Below are 21,379 nucleotides of genomic sequence, written 5' to 3'. Positions count from 1 at the left end.
GCGAGCGGCGGCCTGATCGCCGCGCGCCCCTCGACAGGTCCTGACCCCCGCTGACGCCGCGCGCCAATCGGCCGCGGCGTGCTTCACAGCAACGCGAGAGGACCTATGCCGTTCGTATTGATCGTCCTCCTCCTCGCCGGCGCAGCATCGCCGGCCTGGGCGGAGGGCAAACCGAAGAAGCCCGCGGCCGCCGAATTTGCCGCGCTCGTCGACCGGCTGCGCGACCATCCGGAGATCCGGGCGTATGTCGAGAAGGCGGAGTCGCAGCGGCTCAACGGTGAGGGCGAGCTCGGCCTCCCCGACCCGATGGTGATGCTGTCGGAGCAGGACTACCCGATCGGCCGCAGCATGTCGCGCGGGCTGCAGCAGAAGATGATCGGCTTCCGGCAGGACATCCCTCGTCTGAGCGTACGCGAGGCGAAGGTGGCGCGTGGCCACGCCGAGTCGCAGAAGACGCAGCTGATGGCGGATTACGCCCTCGCCGCCATGAAGGCCAGGCTGATCACGGCGCTCGCCGAGCTGCAGCGCATCAAGGAGCAGGAGAAAATCTTCAAGCAGCAGGACAAGCTTTTCGAGGCCGAACGCCTGGTCCTCGCCGGGCGCGTCGGCGCCGACCGGGGCGGCGTCGGCGACCTGTCGACGCAGCAGGCGGAGCGCACCGAGGTAGCGCTGAGCGTGAGCGACCTCGGCGAGCAGCGGCACGAGATCGACGCCATGCTCGTCAACATGCTCGGTAAGGCGACGAACGCCGCGCCCCCGGAGGTCAAGCCGGCGGCCTGGGAGAGCGACGTCGGGGGCACCTACCCGGTCAGGATCGTAGGCCAAGACATTGCCATGGCCAGGCAGGAGATCAAGCAGCGCGAGGGCGAATTCGGCCCCAACTTCCTCGTCCAGGGCAGTTACGCGCGGATGTACGGCAGCGACAACGCGGCGACGATCGGCGTGGGCGTGAGCGTCCCGCTCTGGGCCTCCACCAGCCAGAAGCCCAAGCTCAGCGCCGCAAAGGCGGGCCTGCGCGCGGCCGAGGCGGATCAGGGCGGCGTGGAGCGGGAGACGACGGAGAGGTTGTCTCACCTGCGGTCGCAGATCGATACCAGCACGAAGAAGCTCAAGCTACTCAAGACCAAAGAGGATTCCCTGGAGCAATCCGCCGGCGCGGCGCTCCGGGAATACGAGGCCGGGAAGGCCGACTTGCCTTCCGTCCTCAAGGCCAGGCGCGACGCCCTGGGCGTGCGCGCCATCATGGCGGCGGAGAGGGCCAAGCGGACCTCCCTGATCGCCGATTTTAACCGCTACTTCATCGAGGAAACCACACTATGAAACCTACCAAACTACTAACCGTCGCCATCGGCCTCGCCGCTCTCCAGGCCTCCCCGGCCTTTGCCAAGGACTATGTGGTGCGGGCCGTGACGAAGCCGGACGGCTCCTACGCCTTCAAGCCCGACAACTTGACGGTTCAGCAAGGTGACACCGTGACCTGGGAGAATGACCAGGACGAGATGCACAACGTCATGGCCGAGAAACTTCCCAAGGGCGTGGAATACTTTGAGAGCCCGATGTTCGAGAAGAAGGGCGACAAGTGGACCTACACCTTCAATACGCCCGGGACCTACGTCTACCACTGCCATCCGCATGCGGAGTTCAACATGCGAGGCACCATCATTGTGGGTCGTCCGTCTGAGACGGTTCCGGCGGAGGGCGGCGGTCATCACCACCACGGCGCGACATCCGAACATAAGGACTGAGGCCGGAATTGATGCCCGAACGCCTCTCCATGCTCATCCTGGGCGTCCTCCTCTCCGGCGGCTTCGCGTCCGCCGGGGAGGAGCCCGGCCGGCTTTCCCTGGTCGACGCCGCCGTGCGGCTCCGGCACAAGCTCCCGGTCTATGCCTGCGCCGCGAGACCCGATTGGTTCTCGGCCGGGCCGGGGCAGTGCCCGACCGGTGGCACGGAGCTGGAATGGGTCGAGGACATCCAGAACGGCAAGGCGGTCTTCAGGCGGAAGAGAGGGTCTAGGGCCGGGGAGACGACCAATAGTAATACGATGGAGAAAAATCTATGAAACGCTCGCTGACGCTGCTGATCGTGCCGGTGCTCGCCGTGCCCGTCCTGTGGAAATGGGTAGGCACGCACGCCCCCGCCCACGAGACGTCCTCCGGCGCGTCGGCGAGGGCCATGCCCGCCCGAGATGCGGCCAAGTTCACCTGCGTCATGCACCCGCAGATCGTCACGGAAGCGCCGGGTACGTGCCCCATCTGCGGCATGGACCTGGTGCCGATCGAGGGGGGCGAACACATGCATGAGCAGAGCATGCCTGCCGAGAACGGGCTCGCCGCCGCAAGCGGCGGAGAGAAGGATTCCTCCGGCCGCAAAGTGCTCTACTGGTACGACCCGATGTCTCCGGGCAAGCAATTCGACAAGCCGGGCAAGTCGCCCTTCATGGACATGGAGCTGCTGCCCAAATACGCCGACGAATCGGGCGGTGACGACGCCGCTGAAGGCAAGCCTGTCGTCACCCTCACCCCGGGGAATCTGCAGAAAATGAGCGTCCGCACGGGCACGGTGGTCAAGGCCGGACTGGGCGGGACCATCCGCGCCACCGGCATCGTCAAGGAGAACGAGCGAAGCCGCCGGGAGATCGCCAGCCAGGTGGAGGGGCGGGTGACCGACCTGAAGGTCAGCGCCTTGGGCGACGCAGTGAAGGCGGGCCAGCCGTTCTACACGCTCTACAGCCCGGAGTTGCTGGCGCTGCAGAACGACTACATCGCCTCGCTGGAAGCCGGGCTGAAAGACATTGCGGCGGCGTCCCGCAAGCGGATGAAGCTCCTCGGCGTCGACGACGCCGTGCTGAACGAGCTCGAGAAGGAACGCAAGGCGATGGACGAGGTGCCGTTTACAATCCCGGCGGACGGCGTCCTGAGCAAGCTCGAGATTCGCAAGGGCGCATATCTGATGGCGAATGCCGCGGTCGGCAGCATCGAGGATCTGTCCACCGTCTGGGTCGAGGCGGCCGTGCCGGAGGGCGACCTGCAGGCGATCGAGGTGGGCGACGCGGCCACCGTCACGCTCGCGGGAAGGGACGAGCCGTACCGGGCGAAGGTTGACTACGTCTATCCCGACATCACGCCGGAGAGCCGGACCGGGAAGGTGCGCCTGGTGATCGAGAACGAAGACCGCCGCCTGAAGCCGGCCGGCTACGTCGCGGTGGACTTCGGCGCCCGGGGGATGGCCGAGGGCCTCTTTGTGCCGAGCGAGGCGGTGCTGCGCGGCGGCGGAGGCCCCCATGTAATCATGGCGCTCGGGGACGGAAAATTCCAGGCGCGCGACGTCAGGACGGGTGCGTCCGCCGAGGGCATGACGCAGATCCTGGAGGGACTGGCGGAGGGCGAGGAGGTCGTCACGAGCGCGCAGTTCCTGATCGACTCGGAATCCTCGCTTCGCGAGTCGCTCCAGAAATTGTCGGGGGCCGGCCATGCGGGACGATAACCTCTCCCACGACCCGACCCGGAGCTTCATCGCCCGCGTCATCGGGTGGTCCGCGGCCAATCCGCTGCTAGTTACCATCGCGGCGATCGTGGTGCTGGTCGGCGGCATCCTCGCCGTGCAGGCGACGCCGCTCGACGCGATACCGGACCTGTCGGACACCCAGGTCATCATCCGCACCGATTTCGAGGGCCAGGCGCCCCAGATCATCGAGAACCTGGTCACCTACCCACTCTCGACGGCTATGCTCGGCCTGCCGAAGGCCAAAGTGGTGCGCGGGTTTTCCATGTTCGGTGCGTCGTTCGTTTATGTGATCTTCAAGGACGGTACCGACCTCTACTGGGCACGCTCGCGCGTGCTGGAGGCCCTGTCCAAGATACAGTCCGCCATGCCGACCGATGCCAGGGTGCAGATCGGCCCCGACGCGACCGGCGTCGGCTGGGTCTTCCAATACGCGGTCGTCGACAAGAGCGGCAAGCACGACCTCGCGCAGCTGCGCACCCTGCAGGACTGGTTTCTGCGTTTCGAGTTGGCGACCGTGCCCGGCGTCTCCGAGGTGGCGAGCGTCGGCGGGTTCGTGAAGGAATTCCAGGTGCTGGTGGACCCGGTGAAGCTGCGCGCCTACGGGATACCGCTCTCGCGGCTGGAGGAGGTGATCCGGACGTCCAGCCAGGAGGCGGGCGGGCGCGTCATCGAGCAGGCCGAGACGGAATTCGTGGTGCGATCGAAGGGCTACGTGACGAAGCTTGAAGACCTCGAGAGGCTGGTGCTTGCGGCGACGGGCGGCACGCCCGTGTACGTCTCGGACGTGGCTCGGGTGATCGAGGGTCCGGAGCTCCGGCGCGGCGTGACCGAGCTCAACGGCGAGGGCGAGGTCGTGAGCGGCATCGTCATCATGCGCCCGGGCAACAACGCGCTGAGCGTCATCCGGGCGATCAAGGAGCGGCTCGAGGCCCTCAAGCCCGGCCTGCCGGAGGGCGTGGAGGTCGTGCCGGTCTATGATCGCAGCGGGCTGATCGAAGGCTCGGTCGAGTATCTCGACCACAAGCTGATCGAGGAGTCGATCGTCGTGGGGCTGGTCTGCCTCGTCTTCCTGCTGCACGTCCGCTCGGCCTTCGTGGCCATCGTGACTTTGCCCCTGGGCGTGCTGGCGGCCTTCATCGTCATGTCGTGGCAGGGAATCACCGCCAACATCATGTCGCTCGGAGGCATCGCCATCGCCATCGGCGCGATGGTGGACGCGTCGATCGTGATGGTCGAGAACGCGCACCGAAAGCTCTCCGAGATGCCGCCGGAGGCGACCGAGCAGGAGAAGCGTGACGCGCTGCTGCTGGCGGCCAAGGAGGTCGGGCCGGGTTTGTTCTTCTCGCTGCTGATCATCACCGTCTCGTTCCTTCCGGTCTTCGCGCTCACCGGCCAGTCGCAGCGGCTGTTCACGCCCTTGGCCTTCACAAAGACCTACTCGATGGCGGCGGCTTCAATCCTCTCCGTGACCGTGGTGCCGCTCCTGATGTTGTGGCTGATCCGCGGGCGCATCCGCCCGGAGGAGGCCAACCCGATCAACCGCTTCTTCATCCGCATCTACCGGCCCATCCTGGCCCTGGCACTCCGCTCCCGGTGGCGGACCATCGCCGTCGCGGTCGCTCTGCTCGCTAGTGTCGTCGTCCCCATCACGCGGGCGGGCAGCGAGTTCATGCCGGCGCTCTACGAGGGGAGCCTGCTCTACATGCCCACGACGCTGCCGGGCGTCTCCGTCACCAAGGTCAAGGAGATCGTGCAGATCACCAACCGTGCCATCAAGCAGACGCCAGAGGTGGAGCTGGTCTTCGGCAAGGCGGGGCAGGCCGAGTCGGCCACCGACCCGGCGCCGATCTCGATGATCGAGACCTGGGTCAAGCTCAAGCCGCGCGATCAGTGGCGGCCCGGCATGACGGTAGATAAGCTGATCAAGGAGATGGACGCGGCCACGAAGATGGCGGGCGTGGTCAACAGCTGGGGCTATCCCATCAAGATCCGCCTCGACATGGTGACGACGGGTATCCGCACGCCGGTCGGCGTCAAGATTTCGGGCGCGGACCTGGCGACCATTGGCGCGATCGCCGTGCAAGTGGAAGCGGCGGTCAAGGACATCCCCGGCACGCGTTCGGCGTTCGCGGACCGCGTGGTGGGCGCGAAATACCTGGAGATCGAGCCCGACCGTGCGGCGATCGCCCGCTACGGCATCGATTTCGGCACCGTGCAACGGGTGGTGGCGACGGCCCTGGGCGGCATGCGCCTCACCGAGTCGGTGCAGGGCCGTGAGCGTTACGGCATCCTGCTGCGATACGACCGACCCTACCGCGAGTCCATCGAGGACGTGAAGGACATCCTGGTCGCGGCCCCCGGCGGCGCGCAGATCCCGCTCGGCGAACTGGCCGAGATAAAGATCGCGCCGGGCCCGCAGATGATCGTGTCGGAGAACGCGCGGCTCAACGGATGGGTCTTCGTCGACATCGCGGGCCGGGACATCGGCGGCTACGTGAACGAGGCGCAGAAGGTGGTGGCGGAGAAAGTGAAGCTGCCGGCGGGCTATTCCATCGGGTGGTCGGGCCAGTTCGAACAGATGCTGGAGGCCCGGGCGCGGCTCAAGATCGCCATCCCCGCAACGATCGCCATCATCTTCGTCCTCCTTGTCCTCCATTTCGGCCGGCTCGACCGCACGCTCATGGTGATGCTCTCGCTGCCCTTCGGGCTGGTCGGGGGCGTGTGGACGCTGTATCTGGCCGGCTACAATTTCTCCGTGGCGGTAGCGGTCGGATTCATCGCCCTGGCGGGCATCGCCGTCGAGACCGCGGTGGTGATGCTCATCTATCTCGACCACCAGGTGCGACACCATCCGCCCAAGACGACAGGGGAGCTATTCGACGCGGTGATGCACGGCGCGGTACTTCGCGTGCGTCCCAAGCTGATGACCGTGTCGGTCATCATCGCCGGCCTCATGCCAATCTTCTTCACCGAAGGTTACGGCTCGGACGTAATGCGCCGCATCGCCCTGCCGATGGTCGGCGGCATGGTCACCACCACGCTGCTGACGCTGATCGTGATCCCTGTCGTCTACTTCCTGTACGAGGGAAGGCGGCTGGCCTCGCGAGGCGAGGGGGACCGCGGGATGAAAGCTCGGCCGCCCATCGTAACACCAACGGGTGTGAATTAGATGTTCGTCGCGTATTTCGGCAATGACATCTTCCTCAATTGCTTCCGGTATCTGGCCGACTCAGATCGATTTAAGGTCCTGAAGCTTTTCTCCGCCGATTACGCCGGACAGGGGTACGACTTCGCCCAATCGACGCGACGGATCGCCCGCGAATCGGGAATCCCGGTGCAGACGACGCCCGTCCTTGCGCGGGACCTCAGGGCGCTGGAACGTCAGGGGTGTGAGGCGATCATCTCGGCCGGGTATTCCCACAAGATCCCACCCTGCTCCGGCGATTCGATCCGCTACGCCGTTAACATCCATCCTTCGCTCCTGCCGCAAGGGGCGGGGCCGATGCCGCTGCCGTGGGCGATCCTGAAGGGGCTGGACCGGACGGGCGTGACCCTACACAAACTCTCCGACGTGTGGGACGGCGGCGACCTGCTCCTGCAGGAATCCTTCGCCCTCAGGAGTAGCGAGACTCTCGAGGATTTGCTGGTCTCCAGCCAGTCGCTGGCACTGAAACTCCTGGATCGCTTCATGGACGCCCCCGACGCCTATTGGCGTCGGGCCGTCCCCCAATCGCCCGGCGGGCGGGAATACTGGCCGAGGATCTCGCCGGAGGACTACACCGTCGATTGGACCTGGGATCTGGAGAAGATCGGGCGTTTCCTGCGGACCTATCGCTATGCCTACCCCGACGGGTCGATCGAGTTCATCACGGACGTGAACGTGTCGGGCAGGCAGCATCCGCACGCCCCCGGCACGCTGCTCTCCGAGGATGGCGAGTGGCGAACGGTGGCGGTGAAGAACGGGATCGTCAGCTATCGGGTCTGCCGGAAGCTCGCCGTGTTCCGTCATGAGTGAAGCGGCGGTGGGCGGATGGATAGCTACGCCTTTCCTCGGGCGCGAAATGGTCGCCTCGCCCCCCCGATGAATGAATAATTCATTGAATTTATAACTAATATGCATTATTTAGTAAAAACCAAGAAGGAGATCGAGATGAAACTTAAAAGGCTCATACTGGTAGCTGGCGCCCTGTCGCTCGCGGCTTGTACCTCGCTTTCCTCGGGGGTAGGCGGCGGCGACCAAGCGGGCAGGTCCGAACAACGCCGGCAGAAGGTCCTGCACGAGATGTGCGACGATGACGCACGCGAGGTCGGCGGCAAGACGCGCAAGGAGCTTCACACCCCGAAAGACGTCCTGTACGACGAACGCAATGATACCGACCAGACCCTGCGTTTGAAGCGTGTGTGCCACAAGCTGACACAGGCAAACTCGTCGGGGATGACGTCCGAGGAGCAGCACGCGATGCTGGATCGGGAATGCAAGATGTCAGTCGATGACAATACCCGGTCCATGGATCCCCGGCAGGTCGAGAGCGCCGCGAAGATGAAGCGCCTCTGCGACGAGTTGACGGTGCACAAGCCGTAAGGACGGTCTATATCATCGGCGAAGCGATCTAATGAGGTCTTGCAGGGACGCCATGGTGGCCTCCATGCGGCGATCGCGTGGTCTCGCGCGAGCGTCCCTCCGTCCCCCCGCCCGGCATTCTAACCGCTCCATCGCAACGCCAGCCATCCGCCGGCGGGGGCATCGACCTTGCCGCCTGTCCGCACGTCCCGCCCCGGCACAATTTCCACATTCTAACCACGTGAGATATAACGATTCCGCTTGACCTACCCGAATAATGGTCATAGCGTCGTCCACGAGATCCCACTTGTCTGAAACGGGACGGGATCCTCGCACAATCGCCGCAAAAGACGGCGAATCTGGGGATGCAAGGACGTAGCAAGACCAGTCGAGACGCCACCGATCACTTGTTGCGGGCATGTTGCGAATCATCCAGAATACCTCGGCCACGGGCGCGAAGAGTTACTACAGCACGGCCGACTACTTCGTCGACGGCCAGGAGCTGGCGGGGCTGTGGCGCGGCAAGGGCGCGGCGCTGCTCGGCCTCTCTGGCGAGGTGGCCCGGCCCGCCTGGGAGTCGCTCTGCGACAACCGCCATCCCATGACGTACGAGCCGCTCACGCTGCGGAGCAAGGATAACCGCACCGTCGGCTATGACATCAATTTCCACGTGCCCAAGAGCGTCTCCGCCCTGTACGGCCTGACCGGGGACGAACGCATCCTGGACGCCTTCACCGCGTCCGTGAGGCGGACTATGGACGACGTCGAGGCCGAGGCGCAGACGCGCGTGCGCAAGGGCGGGAAATATGCGGATCGCACGACGGGCAATCTCGTCTGGGGCGAGTTCGTCCATTTCACAACCCGGCCGGTGGACGGGGTGCCCGACCCGCACCTGCACGCCCACTGCTTCGCGTTTAACGCAACCTGGGACTCCCAGGAGGGAGTCTGGAAGGCCGGGCAATTCCGGGACATCAAACGCGACGCTCCCTACTTCCAGGCGGTGTTCCACTCGCACCTGGCCGATCGGCTCTCGAAGGCGGGCTACGCCGTCCGCCGCACGGCCAAGGGCTGGGAGGTCGAAGGCGTGCCGGGCTCGGTGATCGACGCATTCTCGCGAAGGCGGGACGTGATCGAGAAGGCGGCGCGGGAGGAAGGGATCCACGACGACGCGAGGAAGGACCAACTCGGGGCGAAGACGCGCGAGCGAAAGGCCAAGAACCTGTCTCGTGCGGAGTTGCTCGCGGAATGGGAGGGCCGGCTCACGAGCGATGAGCTCCACGCCCTCGCGCGGGTGCGGCAGGCGGCGGTGCCGGTGCCACGGACGCGCGACGACAGGGCCGTGGCCGCGGCGATGCGGTTTGCGATCGATCATTCCTTCGAACGCAACTCCGTCGTGCCGGAACGGCAGCTCTTCGCCGAGGCCCTCAAGCATTCGGTGGGCCAGGCGGCCGTTGACGAAGTCACCCGGTCGCCGTTGCCCGCGGAACTCATCATCGGGACGGTCAAGGGCCGCAGGATGGCCACGACGTCCTTCGTGCTCGCGGAGGAGCGCCGCATGATCGACTTCGCCCGCACGGGCCGGGGCACGCGCAGGCCCTTGGGCGACCCGGCCCGACCGCTGCTGCGTGATTGGCTGGGCGACGACCAGCGGCGCGCGGTCCGCCATGTTCTGGGCTCGCGCGACCGCGTCATTGTAGTCCGCGGCGCGGCGGGCGTGGGGAAGACCTCGCTCATGCAGGAGGCGGCCGACGGCATCCGGGAGGGGGGCAAGGAGTTATTCGTCTTCGCCCCGACGGCCGGGGCGAGCCGAGGCGTGCTGCGCCAGGAGGGGTTCGACACCGCCGACACGGTGTCGCGGCTGCTGGCGGACGTCTCTCTGCAGGAACGGGTTCGCGGCCAGGTCATCTGGATCGACGAGGCCGGCCTCCTCGGCTCGAAGACAATGGCGCGCGTCTTCGACTTGGCGGGACGGGCCGATGCCCGCGTCGTGCTTTCCGGCGACCGCCGCCAGCATAGGGCCGTGGAGCGGGGCTCGCCGCTGCGGCTGCTCGAGGAGGAGGCGGGGATCGTGCCGGCCGAGGTCCGCGACATCCGCCGCCAGAAGGGTCTCTACAAGGAGGCGATCAAATTCCTGAGCGAAGGGCGGGTGGAGGAAGGTTTCGACCGGCTGGACGGCCTTGGCTGGATCCGGGAGGTCGGGGAGGGGGACCGCGACAAGCGGCTCGCGGCCGAATATATCGAGGCCGTGAAGGCGGGCGATTCGGCTTTGGTGGTGTCGCCCACGCATGTAGAGAAGGACCGCATCACCTGCGAGATCCGCATCGCGTTGCGCGAGGAGGGCCGTCTGGAGGGTGACGGCCGCGAGGTCTTCGCGCTGTCCAGCAGGCAGCTGACGGAGGCGGAGAAAGACGATCCGGCCCAGTATTGGCCCGGCGACGTCCTGCAGTTCCACCAGAATGCCAAGGGGTTCCGCAAAGGCCAGCGGGTGGACGTCGGGGGAGGGGTCTTGCCGCCCGCGGGCATGGCGGACCGATTCGAGGTTTTCCACCGTGGAAAACTATCGCTCGCGCCGGGCGACGTGATCCGGGTCACGCGGAACGGGTCTACGGCCGACCGGAAGCACGCGCTCCACAACGGGGATTTGCACAGGGTCCGCGACTTCGATCCCGACGGCGGCCTCATCCTTGAGAACGGATGGAGGATCGCCAGGGATTTCGGCCATATCGATTACGGCTATGTGGTCACCTCGCACGCCGCGCAGGGCAAGACGGTCGATCGGGTCCTCGTCGGGCAGTCGGCTGACTCATTCGCGGCGACCTCCCGCGAGCAGTTCTACGTGAGCTGCTCGCGGGGCCGGAAGGCGGTCACGGTGTACACGAACGACAAGGCGGCCCTGCGGGTGCAGCTTGCGCGTTCCGAGCATCAGATGGCGGCGAGGGACCTGCTCGGGGCGCTCCCCGTCGACAGGGAGCGTAAGATTCGGCAGAGGCAGAGGCAGAGGGAGGCCGAGCGTCGGCGGCTCGTCACGCGGCTCCCGGCCCGCACTCCGGAGCAGGAGCGACAGCATGAGCGATAGCGTCCTCAAGCGATATACGGGCCCGCGCAGCCCGCTCGGGGCCAGGGAAGATCCGCTCGAGATCGGCGACGATCCGGTCGAGGACATCGGCTGTTACGGTTGGCTGAGGGGCTTGCGGGAACGGTCCCCGATGCTCGAATTCCGCCGGAAGGACGGTCGCAGCGTGGCCTATGATTATGCCCTGCTGCGGAAGGTCTGCTTCGACCCGTCGGAGGGCATCACGATGCAATTCGACGGCGATACGGTCCGCATCGAAGGGCGGGGCCTCGCCGACGAGCTGACGCCGGGCATACAGCTGCTCCGGGGCATCCAGAATCGACGCGTGCCCTGGGTGCGCGAGCTGGGCGAGGCGGAGCTCCTGGTCGCGGCCGAGAGTGACACGGTCGTGGAACGCTTCGAGTTCGCGGAAGCCGAGTGATCTGCGCAAAAAACGACCGGGATGCGTGCTCAGGTGGTGGCGCGCTCGTCCGGAGGTCTGGCCGCGGGAGGAGCTCGGCGTGGTCCCGTCCCGTCGATGTCGGAACGAGGCTTGCGGCCACGCGGCGGATCGCCGACGCGAAGTTGCCCGCCGCCGGATTGCACATGCGATTGGTTCATAAAATACTCATGGAAAATTTATGCGACGGCCGTGTAGTTTCACCGCATTTACGGACGATATGGATTATCCTGCAATGAGTTTATGACCGAAAACCCGCTGCTTTCCCGCTCGATTTCCCGCCGTCGCTTCCTGAAAGGATTCGGCGCGGGCATCTTCGTCACGAGCCTGCAGGGCTTGCTGCCGCTGCCCGCATGGGCGTTGGCATCCCCGCGTAACCTGCACGAAGGCCTCGCGGGCTACACGCCCCGGAACCAATTCGAGCTGGCGTTCCGCTATGCGGTCCTGACCATCGACGGGAAGCAAGGTCGGGCCACCGCGGTCAACGGCACGGTGCCAGCCCCGCTCCTCCGCTGGCGCGAAGGCAGCGAGGTGACGCTGGACGTCAGCAATCACCTCGAGGACACGCAGCACGCCTCGCTGCACTGGCACGGCGTGCTGGTGCCGCCTCGCATGGACGGCGTCCCGGGCCTGAGCTTCAAGGGCATCCCGCCGGGCGAGTCCTATCGCTATCGTTTCACCGTGAAGCAGGCAGGGACGTACTGGTATCACAGCCATTCGCGCTTCCAGGAGCAGAGCGGCGCCTACGGCCCGATCATCATCGACCCCAAGCATCCTGAGCCCTTCCATTACGACCGGGAGCACGTCGTGCTGCTCTCCGACTGGACGTTCGAAGACCCCGAGACGATCTACCGCAATATCAACCTGGAGCCGGAATATTACGTCTATTATCAGCGGACCATTCAAGATTATTTCCGCGACGTCCGGGACATGGGCTTCGGGGAGGCCAATGCCGAGTTGCTGCCGTTCCGCAAGATGAACATGAGCCCGCGCGACCTGTCGAGCGTCACGGGCTCGATCTACACCTACCTGGTGAACGGCCATTCGCCGGACATGAATTGGACGGGCCTGTTCGAACCCGGTGAGACCGTGCGCCTTCGCTTCATCAACGCCTCCGCCATGACCAATTTCGACGTCCGCATCCCCGGCCTCGACATGCGGGTGGTGACGGCCGACGGCCAGGCGGTCAGGCCGGTGGATTGCCACGAGATCCGCATCGGCGCGGCCGAGACATATGACGTGCTCGTCCGCCCGCGGGAACACCGGGCCTTCACCATCTTCGCCGAGTCGCTCGACCGCAGCGGCTTCACGCGCGGCACGCTGGCGCCGGCGCCTGGCATGTCGTCCGAGGTGCCGGGCCTCCGCCCGGTGCCCGACCGCAGGCTGGAGGACATCGGCATGGGGATGATGAAGGGGAAATATTTCGGCGGCATGGACGACGGCATGATGATGGAGATGCACGAGAAGCACATGATGATGGAGATGGACAATCCCGCCGGACCGAACGGGCCCAAGCCCTTCATGCCGGAGAAGAACGACCCCAACGTCAACATGACGGTGATGCATCCGATGAGCCGCATTGACGAGCCGGGCATCGGCCTGGGCAAGGACGGGTGGAAGGTGCTGACCTACAAGGACCTGATATCCGCGGAACCCCAGCCCTACAAGGCGACCGTCGAGCGCGAGCTCACCATCAACATCACGGAGAACATGGAGCGTTTCATGTTCTCGCTCGACGGCAAGAAGTTCACGGAGCAGCCCGGGCCGTATCTCTTCCGCCACAACGAGCGGCTGCGGCTCTACATGGTCAACCACTCGATGATGGAGCACCCGATGCACCTGCATGGCATGTGGATGCAGCTGGAGACGGGACGCGGAAACGAGGAGCTGCCCTTCAAGCACACGATCCTGATCAAGCCGGGTGAGGCGTTGTCGGTCCGCATCACCCCGATCGAGAAGGGCGACTGGGCGTTTCATTGTCACCTGCTCTACCACATGGAAGCCGGGATGTTCCAGGTCGTGAGGGTGGCATGAGCCGGGTCCTGGCGATGCTCCTCGCGACGGCGATCGGCTCCCCGGCTTTCGCGCAAGGGGGCGGGGCGATGCAGATGCAGGATCACGGCGGCATGACGATGCCGCCGGCCGGCGATCGTTCCGCGGCGCCGAAGATGCCGAAAAAGCCGACTCCGAAATACGCCGAGGTCGCCCCCGGCAAGTCGCAAGAAGATGTCGGCGGCATGGACATGGACGACAACGAGCCCTTCTTCCAGTTCCTCGGCGACCGCATGGAATATCGCACCGACGGGAACCACCCCACCTATTTGTGGGACGTCGACTCCTGGTACGGCACGGATTACGACAAGCTCTTCATCGAATCCGAGGGCCAGGTCGCCACGGAAGGCCGGACGAAGGACGCCAACGTGGAGGTCTACTGGAACCACACCTTCGCCACATTCTGGGATACGCAGCTCGGCCTCAAGCACGACTTCAAGCCCAACGACGCCCGCACGTTCCTGGCGGCGGGCGTGCAGGGGCTCGCCCCGTACATCTTCAAGGTCGACGCCACGGCCTATCTGAGCGAGGACGGCGACGCTTCCGCGAAGTTGGAGGTCGAGCACACCTTCCTGCTGACGCAGCGACTGCAGGTCATCCCGCGGCTGGAAACCAATTTGGCGCTCCAGGACGCGCCCCGATACAATACCGGCTCCGGATTCAACGACGTGGAGCTGGAGATGCGCGTCAGCTACCAGATCACCCGGAAGTTCGCGCCCTATGTCGGCGTCAACTGGCGGCGCGACCTCGGCGAGACGGCGAGCGTGAAGCGAGCCGACCGCAGCGACATCAATTCGACCTATTTCTCGACGGGGCTGAGGGTCTGGTTCTGATCGCTCCGCCGCCCCTGCGTGGGGCGGGCAACCGCACATACGCGCCAGCATCACAAAATCATGTACTAACTTTGTTTCCCCTCGCGTGTAATACCCAAGGACAACCCGCACGACCTCGCGGCAGCCGTGGTGTGGTGACCGGCATCGGCTTTCGCTGCGCCGGCGTCATCGTAGGATGATGGCAACATGGTCGGTTGACGGCGGCCGGGACGCTCACGGCCATGGCCTCCATCGGAATGGCGGGGACGTCCCCGCTGTCCGTCCTCGTCTCGCCGCTGGTCTTCGGGCTTCTGTCGCTGCCCACGTGCCCGGACGGGCCCGATTGAAGACGCTCGATCCCCCGCCCGCCCGGAATTTAAGCGGAGAGGCCTACGGGAGCGGTTAGGGAGCCGGGATGCTTGCGGCCTCGAGATCATTCCCTCAAAGGTTGAGTCGTCCGAACCATTAGGATGGTAAGACAAGCTTTTGATAAAGCTAGCGACCCTTTCTGCCAAACTCGAATAATTAACTATATTTTGACTTATATTCTAATAGATAATAAAATACAATTAATCGTGGCGGAAATTCCGGGAAGCCCGAACGACCGAACAGCCGACGTTTTGCATGGTAAGTGGGAATGGACGAGGTTGCTGACGACAAAGCAATTGCTTGGTCGCTGAAGGATTTTGTGGCGAAAGGAATGCCACAACGAGCATTCTCGAGGATGATTCGGGAGCTCAGGGATCAGGCCGAGGCCGATGCGGGGGAGCTTGCCTACCGGACGGCGACCATGCCAAGGGATGCACTGGTAGATCTTTCTCGTTATGGCAAAAATGGCTATGGGGTCTCCGCCCGATATGCACCCGCCGTGCTCCAAGCCTACGAGCAATCCCACAGGGCCCGCGAAAAGCCGGCAGACACCTGGACTCGCCTTGACTTGATCGCCAACGGCATCCCCGAAACCCTCGTCGACAATCTCTTGAAAACACTGAAAGAAGCCAAGCAATCGAAGAACAATCCCGTTTACCGCGGGATGGTTATACCGGCAGAAGACATCGTTCTGTTCGGCGATCCCAATGCCCCCACTGTCGGGGTCAAGCCCGACAGTGGTGCGAGAATAATTGCGCATGTTCTTCGGACGGACGGGATCCCCAAGAATCTGATGTCCAGCCAGGAAATGGCTGAGCTGATGGGCATCAAGGATGACGCGGCCGGGGCCATTATTTTTGAAATACGCAAGGGTTTGGAGTCGGCGCCGGATCAATCTTACGTGTACAAGCAAATGGAAATGCCTCAAGGCGTGGTCGCTCCGTATTACGAGCGGGGACAGTTGGCCTACGGCATCCAGCGTCCTTTTGGGTGTGCGATTGCAGAAGACCGTCGCGACGTGGAGAGAAAAGGAGCGGGGTATTGGACAGCGACGGAATTCAATCAGGCCGCAGGAATTGACGATGTCAACACGGCAGGAAGTATCATCGGCGATCTCTATGCCAAGGCTCTGGATCCACTCAAAGGCGAAAGCGAGAACAGAGGGATAGTTTTCACGAAAGATGATTTCAAGCACATCCCCGATATCCAGAAAGGGATGAGGCTTGCCGTGAAGAGCGAGCTCGCAAGGGCGCTGGCCGAGATGATAGCAGCGGAGAAGCGGCAACCGAAGCCGCCGGGCGGCGTCAGCGGCAAAGACCTGATGGACCTGGGGATAGGCATTGGCGACCGGCTGATGAAGGACGTCAAACAGCAGTTCGACGATGGTCATGCAAAAGCGGTCTACCTGGGGAGGAAGATGCGCCTCGAATTCCCAGCCGGCGCGATCGTCAAATACTACAATAAGGGACAGGAATCTTACTGTTTCAGCAAAGACCATGGCGAGAGGATCATCGCCGCCTATATCGCATCCGGCAGGAAAATCAGTCTGGAAGCCCTCGAGGCGAAGGGAATCACCCCGCCGTCGGCGCGCCCACTATCTGCCGTCCTGGCAAAGGCGGAAGATTTCGTGCACTCCGCCATGGGGCAGCCCAAGCCGCACACATTGTTCTGTGCCTTCCTCGACCCCTCCTCGGGGCGAGAGAACTCCATCGAATTGCGCATGTATCGCTGGGGAGAGAATCCCGATGGAGGCGGAATCATCATCCAACGCCCACCCCTTTCCCGTTCTATCAAGACGGGCGGTTCGCTGGTCTACGGCGCCGCCATGCTCTCGGAGGTCGAGGATCGCATCCTGGCGATCCCCGGCGTGCAAGCCTACCGGAAACTGAACAACCGCCGCATCGCGTTCGGCGGAGGCGATGAAATCATCCCCGACGCAATTCCCGCGAATGGTAACGGCCTTGGCGTCATCGAAGAGAAGCAGGGCACGTATCACCTGCTCATGAAGTATGGGCCGCCCCACGACACCGCCATCAGCATCAATCTGGGGCTTGTCCATACTCCGGAAAACCTCGAGGCGGTACATCAGCGTGCAGGCGTGCTGCGGCAGCACATCCAGGATTTGCACCAAGCGGGCGCGGTAGCGACCCGATTAGGTGTGACGGATTGGCTGGCGGGCCGATATCCGTTCGAATCGCCCTATTCCAACGAGCGTGTTCGCCGCATCAGGGTGGATTTCCCCACGCCGGGTGCTTCTACGCTCGTCATCTACCCTCCGAAGTTCCAGGGCACTCCGTCTTCGATGTGGAAAGCGCGTGTCGCCTTCGAGTTCAACGGGCAGCCCATTACCGGCAATAATGCGAGCCGCATACTCTCCTTCCACATCCTGGACGGGGAGAAAACGCTCGATCGGCTCGTCGGCTCAGCCCGGATCATCAAACGCATCTTGGAGAGCCAGGCCACCGGCGGGGGGCAATGGGCGTTGAACGACGAGGGGCAATTGCTCCAGCGACTGGACGACCCGGCGCGTCCGCACGACGTCGATGCCATTCGGCTGCGCGACATCTGTAATCTGGCGGCCCGCTACGAGCTGGACCATGAGGTGGCGGAAGCCCGTCCGCGATTGATGACGGAGAATGCCGGCAAGAAATTCCTGGCCGTCACGCTGGGCATCCGCAGGACGCACCGGGGGCAGCGGACGGAAGAGCTTTTTTCGGAAAGGGTGGCGCCCAATGCGCCCGCAGAACCGTTGGAGCGCACGGTGTACATTCCGGTCCGCGGCGATGGCGGTGCCGACCATGCTCGTGCGGACGCGTTCGTCGACAGGGTCCGTATGTCGGTTGACGCCTATCTGAAACGCGATTATGCGAACTTCAATCCCGTCGAACTACGCATCAGGCGACCCAAGCCGTATCAGCCTGCCTCATTCAGAAATTTCCTCGTGAGGGCGGTCGATACCGCGATCGGGGAGGAATTCAAGGATTTCAAGGTCAACTTGCCTCCACCTCCCGGCGTCGGTGTGACCCAGCGGGACGAACCACGATTTCCACCCAAGAACGGTCATATCGGAAGGTAGCGATCGTTACGAGTCGTTCCGAAATCGTGCTTGTGAATTACGGCGAACCTTCCGTCGGCGACGCTCGATCAACCCAGCCCGCCCACAGCTACCCCACGACTCCGTGCCGCCCATCCTCGCCGCGAGCGCAGCGAGCGGAAAACGGGGCCATCCGTGGCCCCTGTGTATCAACCCTGCGGTCCGGCGATCGCGTCGGCCAGACGCCAAAGTCCCCGGTTGATGCGGAGGTCCGCGTCGACGGAACGGATCGGCCGAGTCCGGATGCGTCGGCCCCCCGCGTTCACGGCCCGCAGGTCGCCCCGGACGAGGTTCTCCTGCACGCGGTTCAGCGTGTGCCAGAGGTCGGGCCGGTCATCTTCCATGCGGCGGGGGATCAGGAGGTGCGACGGCTTGATGCTGGGGTTGGGCTTCAGCTCCCACGAGGCCTCAGCGAACGAAAGCCGCTCGGGTGGCGAGAGCACGATGCCTTTCCATCCTTCGATCATCCCCTGCGTTCTGGGTGCCTCTCCGGCGACTCGGTGCGTCGCTTCGATCACCCGTCCCCGCAGATCATCCCCGCCGGAATGTCGGACGCTGATGCTGCCGAAGTCGGCCGATTGCACGGTCAGTCCGTTGCCGCAGACCAGGCGGAAGACGCCGGCCATGAAGTGGAAGGCGGAGCTGCCGTCGTGCGAGTTGGTGAGAACAAGCTCGGTCGTCTCCTCTCCTACGGTCTGGAGTCTAAGCGAATCCGCATGCCGGAAGCGGATCAGGTGTCGGGTGAAGTCCGCCTTGCCTGGGGTCCGGCTCCGGGACTGGCTGGCCCGCACGGGGTGATAACCGCGGCCTTCGAGGATGTCCACGACCTCGATGGTCGGGACCATTCGGTATCTTCCGGACATGCCGTGCCAGGGTTGGGATGCGAACACGCTCCGGGGCGGCGTGCAGGATGTCTTCGCGGGAAAGGATGGCGGTCGTGGTCGTCATGGTGCAATTCTCCAGAGCGGGATGAATGTTGGGGTGAGGGGGCATCCGTGCCCCGGGATGGTCTAGGCAATGGCGGGCACGGGCTGGCCGATGGGGGCCAGAAGCGAGGGCAGGTCCTTGGGCTTGCGGATGACCGTCTCGTTGACGTTCCGCCACCAGTGGAGGCCGTTGTAGCGCCACCCAGCGGCGGCAAGTGCCCTGCGGGTCGCGGCGTCGGGCCTGGTGGTGAAGGCGAGCTTCTCGGTGCGGGAGGTACGATGGACGATCTGCATGGTCGGTCTCCTGATGCTCATGGCCTGTTGGCTGGTCATGTCGTCACGCGCGACATTCAACCGGCCAACGGCGGCACCAGGTGCCGGATTGATAGAATGGGTGAATGCGTCACAGGGACGACGGGAGCGGCTGCACACGGAGCGCAGGGACACGGAAGCTGCGGAGGAGCGCCCTTGACGAAGAGGGCAAGGCCCTTCCGGACAGCCCGGTCTGCAAGACAGGTGAGATCTTTCCCGCTTGACCTCCGCCGGAGTGCCCACTATATTCGCCTACACGGATGGAAAAACCGACTTTGAACACACCGGATGCCGCCAGCGAACTCTTCAAAGCGTTCGCGGACCCTGTCCGTCTTCGCCTGCTGAATCTGCTGGCCGATGGCGAGGTTTGCGTCTGCCACCTCCATGAGGCGTTGGAATTGCCGCAATCGACGGCCTCCCGACACCTGGCCTACCTGCGGAAGCGGGGTCTCGTGGTGGGACGCAAGGAAGGTCTTTGGGTGCATTATCGCCTCGCGAAGCCGCTGGGCGGGGTGCACCGCAAGCTCCTCGACTGCCTCGACGATTGTGGCAAGGCCGATTGGGCGAAGAGCGACCGTAAGCGGATCGCGCGCAGAGCCTGCTGCGAGGAGTGAAGCGTCCGATTTTTTTGCCCAACAATATCCGCGTAAGCGGATGCAAATAGTAGGGAACCCGATGCACCTGACCCATTCAAAACACACGAACGTGCTATACGTCTGCGTGCATAATGCCGGCCGTTCGCAGATGGCGGAGGCCTTCACCAATGCCATCGCCGCGCGTCGCGGCCTCGCCGTCCGGGGGCTTTCCGCGGGCACGGAGGCGGGGGAGCGGGTCAATCCGCTGGCGGTGCAGGTCATGGAAGAGATCGGGCTTTCTCTCGAAGGGCAATCGCCGAAGCAACTGACGCAGGAGATGGCGGACTCCGCCAGCCGCATCATCACCATGGGCTGCGGCGTCGACGCGACGTCCTGCCCGGCCCGGATGCACTTGTCCGAGGACTGGGGCCTGGATGATCCTGCGGGCAAGCCCATCGAGAGAGTGCGGGAAATCCGCGACCAGATTCGTGGGCGGGTGGAAGGATTGCTATCGGAAATCGCGGCAGATCAGGGGAAGTGACCATGAGCCAAGCGACCACCTGCCGCCCGAAAGCGAAGGGCCGACTTTCGTTCCTCGATCGCTACCTCACGCTTTGGATTTTCGCTGCCATGCTGCTCGGCGTCGGGCTCGGCACGTTCCTCCCGGGCGTGGCGCGCGGCATCACGCGGCTTTCCGTCGGGACTACCTCGATACCGATTGCGGTGGGCCTGGTGCTGATGATGTACCCGCCTCTGGCCAAGGTGCGATACGAAGAGCTCGGTGCGGTGTTCCGCGACGTGCGGATTCTCGGCCTCTCGCTGGCGCAGAACTGGGTCATCGGGCCGCTGCTGATGTTCGGGCTGGCGTGTGCGTTCCTGGCCGATAAGCCAGAATACGCCATCGGCCTCATCATGATCGGCCTGGCCCGGTGCATCGCCATGGTGATCGTCTGGAATGATCTGGCGAAGGGCGATCCCGAGTATGCGGCGGGCCTTGTGGCCTTCAACTCGGTGTTCCAAGTGTTCTTTTATTCACTGTACGCATGGTTTTTTATCAAAGTGCTTCCGCCGATCGTGGGAGTCCAGTTCGGCGACGTGGATTTGTCGCGGATCACCATCGGTACGATTTCCCAAAGCGTGTTCATCTATCTGGGCATTCCCTTCGTCGCCGGGATGCTGACGCGGCTGGTGCTGTTAAGGGCGAAGGGCCGGATTTGGTACGAGCAAAGCTTCATGCCGGCGATCAGTCCGGTCACTCTGGTATCGCTGCTCTTCACCATCGTCGTGATGTTCTCGCTCAAGGGCGAGGCCATCGTCCGCATCCCACTCGACGTGCTCAGGATCGCGGTGCCGCTGCTGATCTATTTCGTGGTGATGTTCCTGGTGTCCTTCTACATGGGCCGCAGGATCGGCGCGGACTATTCGAAGACGGCGACGCTCGCCTTCACGGCGGCGTCGAACAATTTCGAGCTGGCCATCGCGGTCGCGGTGGCGGTGTTCGGCATCGACTCCGGCGCGGCGTTCGCCGCCGTAATCGGCCCATTGGTCGAAGTGCCGGTGCTGATCAGCCTGGTCAGCGTGGCGTTCTACCTACGGAGCAAGTGTTTTCCATCCGAGGCTCTCGCGATCATCGAGGATTGAGATCCTGCTTCGGGCCCT

At 64.1% G+C, this 21,379-nt stretch carries 17 protein-coding genes; 15 read left to right on the top strand and 2 right to left on the bottom strand.

Features of this window, described 5'->3' with window-relative positions:
* Positions 1 to 105: 105 nt before the first annotated feature.
* From ACYOEI_RS05350 to ACYOEI_RS05295, 12 genes are all read left to right on the top strand, one after another.
* Positions 106 to 1,320: a TolC family protein gene (locus ACYOEI_RS05350; protein ID WP_462848296.1), complete on the top strand. Its 1,215-nt coding sequence runs from the start codon at positions 106 to 108 to the stop codon at positions 1,318 to 1,320.
* Entirely contained in the window at positions 1,317 to 1,745 is a 429-nt protein-coding gene (locus tag ACYOEI_RS05345) for a cupredoxin domain-containing protein (RefSeq protein WP_462848295.1), read from the top strand. Before ACYOEI_RS05350 ends, ACYOEI_RS05345 begins: the two co-directional genes overlap by 4 nt.
* 11 nt (positions 1,746 to 1,756) lie before the next feature.
* Entirely contained in the window at positions 1,757 to 2,062 is a 306-nt protein-coding gene (locus ACYOEI_RS05340; protein WP_462848294.1) for a hypothetical protein, read from the top strand.
* Positions 2,059 to 3,486: an efflux RND transporter periplasmic adaptor subunit gene (locus ACYOEI_RS05335; RefSeq protein WP_462848293.1), complete on the top strand. Its 1,428-nt coding sequence runs from the start codon at positions 2,059 to 2,061 to the stop codon at positions 3,484 to 3,486. The genes ACYOEI_RS05340 and ACYOEI_RS05335 overlap by 4 nt, the downstream gene beginning before the upstream one ends.
* The gene (locus ACYOEI_RS05330) at positions 3,473 to 6,676 is read left to right on the top strand and encodes an efflux RND transporter permease subunit (RefSeq protein WP_462848292.1); all 3,204 of its coding nucleotides are present in this window, start codon (positions 3,473 to 3,475) and stop codon (positions 6,674 to 6,676) included. The genes ACYOEI_RS05335 and ACYOEI_RS05330 overlap by 14 nt, the downstream gene beginning before the upstream one ends.
* Positions 6,677 to 7,522 carry a methionyl-tRNA formyltransferase gene (locus ACYOEI_RS05325; protein WP_462848291.1) on the top strand — a complete coding sequence of 282 codons (846 nt, stop codon included), beginning with the start codon at positions 6,677 to 6,679 and terminating at the stop codon, positions 7,520 to 7,522. It begins immediately after the preceding gene.
* 135 nt (positions 7,523 to 7,657) lie between these two features.
* Entirely contained in the window at positions 7,658 to 8,089 is a 432-nt protein-coding gene (locus ACYOEI_RS05320) for a hypothetical protein (RefSeq protein ID WP_462848289.1), read from the top strand.
* Positions 8,090 to 8,486: 397 nt separating this feature from the next.
* Positions 8,487 to 11,144, top strand: a complete 2,658-nt coding sequence (mobF, locus tag ACYOEI_RS05315; RefSeq protein WP_462848288.1) for a MobF family relaxase — start codon at positions 8,487 to 8,489, stop codon at positions 11,142 to 11,144.
* Positions 11,134 to 11,562 carry a hypothetical protein gene (locus ACYOEI_RS05310; protein ID WP_462848287.1) on the top strand — a complete coding sequence of 143 codons (429 nt, stop codon included), beginning with the start codon at positions 11,134 to 11,136 and terminating at the stop codon, positions 11,560 to 11,562. The genes mobF and ACYOEI_RS05310 overlap by 11 nt, the downstream gene beginning before the upstream one ends.
* A gap of 261 nt (positions 11,563 to 11,823) precedes the next feature.
* Positions 11,824 to 13,614, top strand: a complete 1,791-nt coding sequence (locus ACYOEI_RS05305; RefSeq protein WP_462848286.1) for a copper resistance system multicopper oxidase — start codon at positions 11,824 to 11,826, stop codon at positions 13,612 to 13,614.
* Positions 13,611 to 14,465 (top strand): copper resistance protein B, encoded by an 855-nt coding sequence (locus ACYOEI_RS05300; RefSeq protein WP_462848285.1) that lies wholly within the window; start codon positions 13,611 to 13,613, stop codon positions 14,463 to 14,465. Before ACYOEI_RS05305 ends, ACYOEI_RS05300 begins: the two co-directional genes overlap by 4 nt.
* 616 nt (positions 14,466 to 15,081) lie before the next feature.
* Positions 15,082 to 17,889: a hypothetical protein gene (locus ACYOEI_RS05295; protein WP_462848284.1), complete on the top strand. Its 2,808-nt coding sequence runs from the start codon at positions 15,082 to 15,084 to the stop codon at positions 17,887 to 17,889.
* Between the two features lie 167 nt (positions 17,890 to 18,056).
* On the opposite strand, the gene ACYOEI_RS05290 is transcribed toward ACYOEI_RS05295, so the two are convergent.
* A complete protein-coding gene (locus ACYOEI_RS05290; RefSeq protein WP_462848533.1) occupies positions 18,057 to 18,770 on the bottom strand; it encodes a DUF932 domain-containing protein in 714 nt (237 codons plus the stop codon).
* 147 nt (positions 18,771 to 18,917) lie between these two features.
* Entirely contained in the window at positions 18,918 to 19,127 is a 210-nt protein-coding gene (locus ACYOEI_RS05285; protein ID WP_462848283.1) for a hypothetical protein, read from the bottom strand.
* A gap of 293 nt (positions 19,128 to 19,420) precedes the next feature.
* Between ACYOEI_RS05285 and ACYOEI_RS05280 the strand changes: the two genes are divergently transcribed.
* The 3 genes from ACYOEI_RS05280 (at position 19,421) to arsB (ending at position 21,361) form a co-directional block, all read left to right on the top strand.
* Positions 19,421 to 19,759 (top strand): ArsR/SmtB family transcription factor, encoded by a 339-nt coding sequence (locus tag ACYOEI_RS05280; protein WP_462848282.1) that lies wholly within the window; start codon positions 19,421 to 19,423, stop codon positions 19,757 to 19,759.
* Positions 19,760 to 19,820: 61 nt separating this feature from the next.
* A complete protein-coding gene (locus ACYOEI_RS05275; RefSeq protein ID WP_462848281.1) occupies positions 19,821 to 20,261 on the top strand; it encodes an arsenate-mycothiol transferase ArsC in 441 nt (146 codons plus the stop codon).
* A gap of 2 nt (positions 20,262 to 20,263) precedes the next feature.
* Entirely contained in the window at positions 20,264 to 21,361 is a 1,098-nt protein-coding gene (gene arsB / locus ACYOEI_RS05270) for an ACR3 family arsenite efflux transporter (RefSeq protein ID WP_462848280.1), read from the top strand.
* Positions 21,362 to 21,379: the final 18 nt, after the last annotated feature.

The sequence above is a fragment of the Singulisphaera rosea genome, from assembly GCF_054877945.1.
Note: the sequence above shows the minus strand (reverse complement) of the source record. Positions and strands in the feature narration are given on the sequence as shown.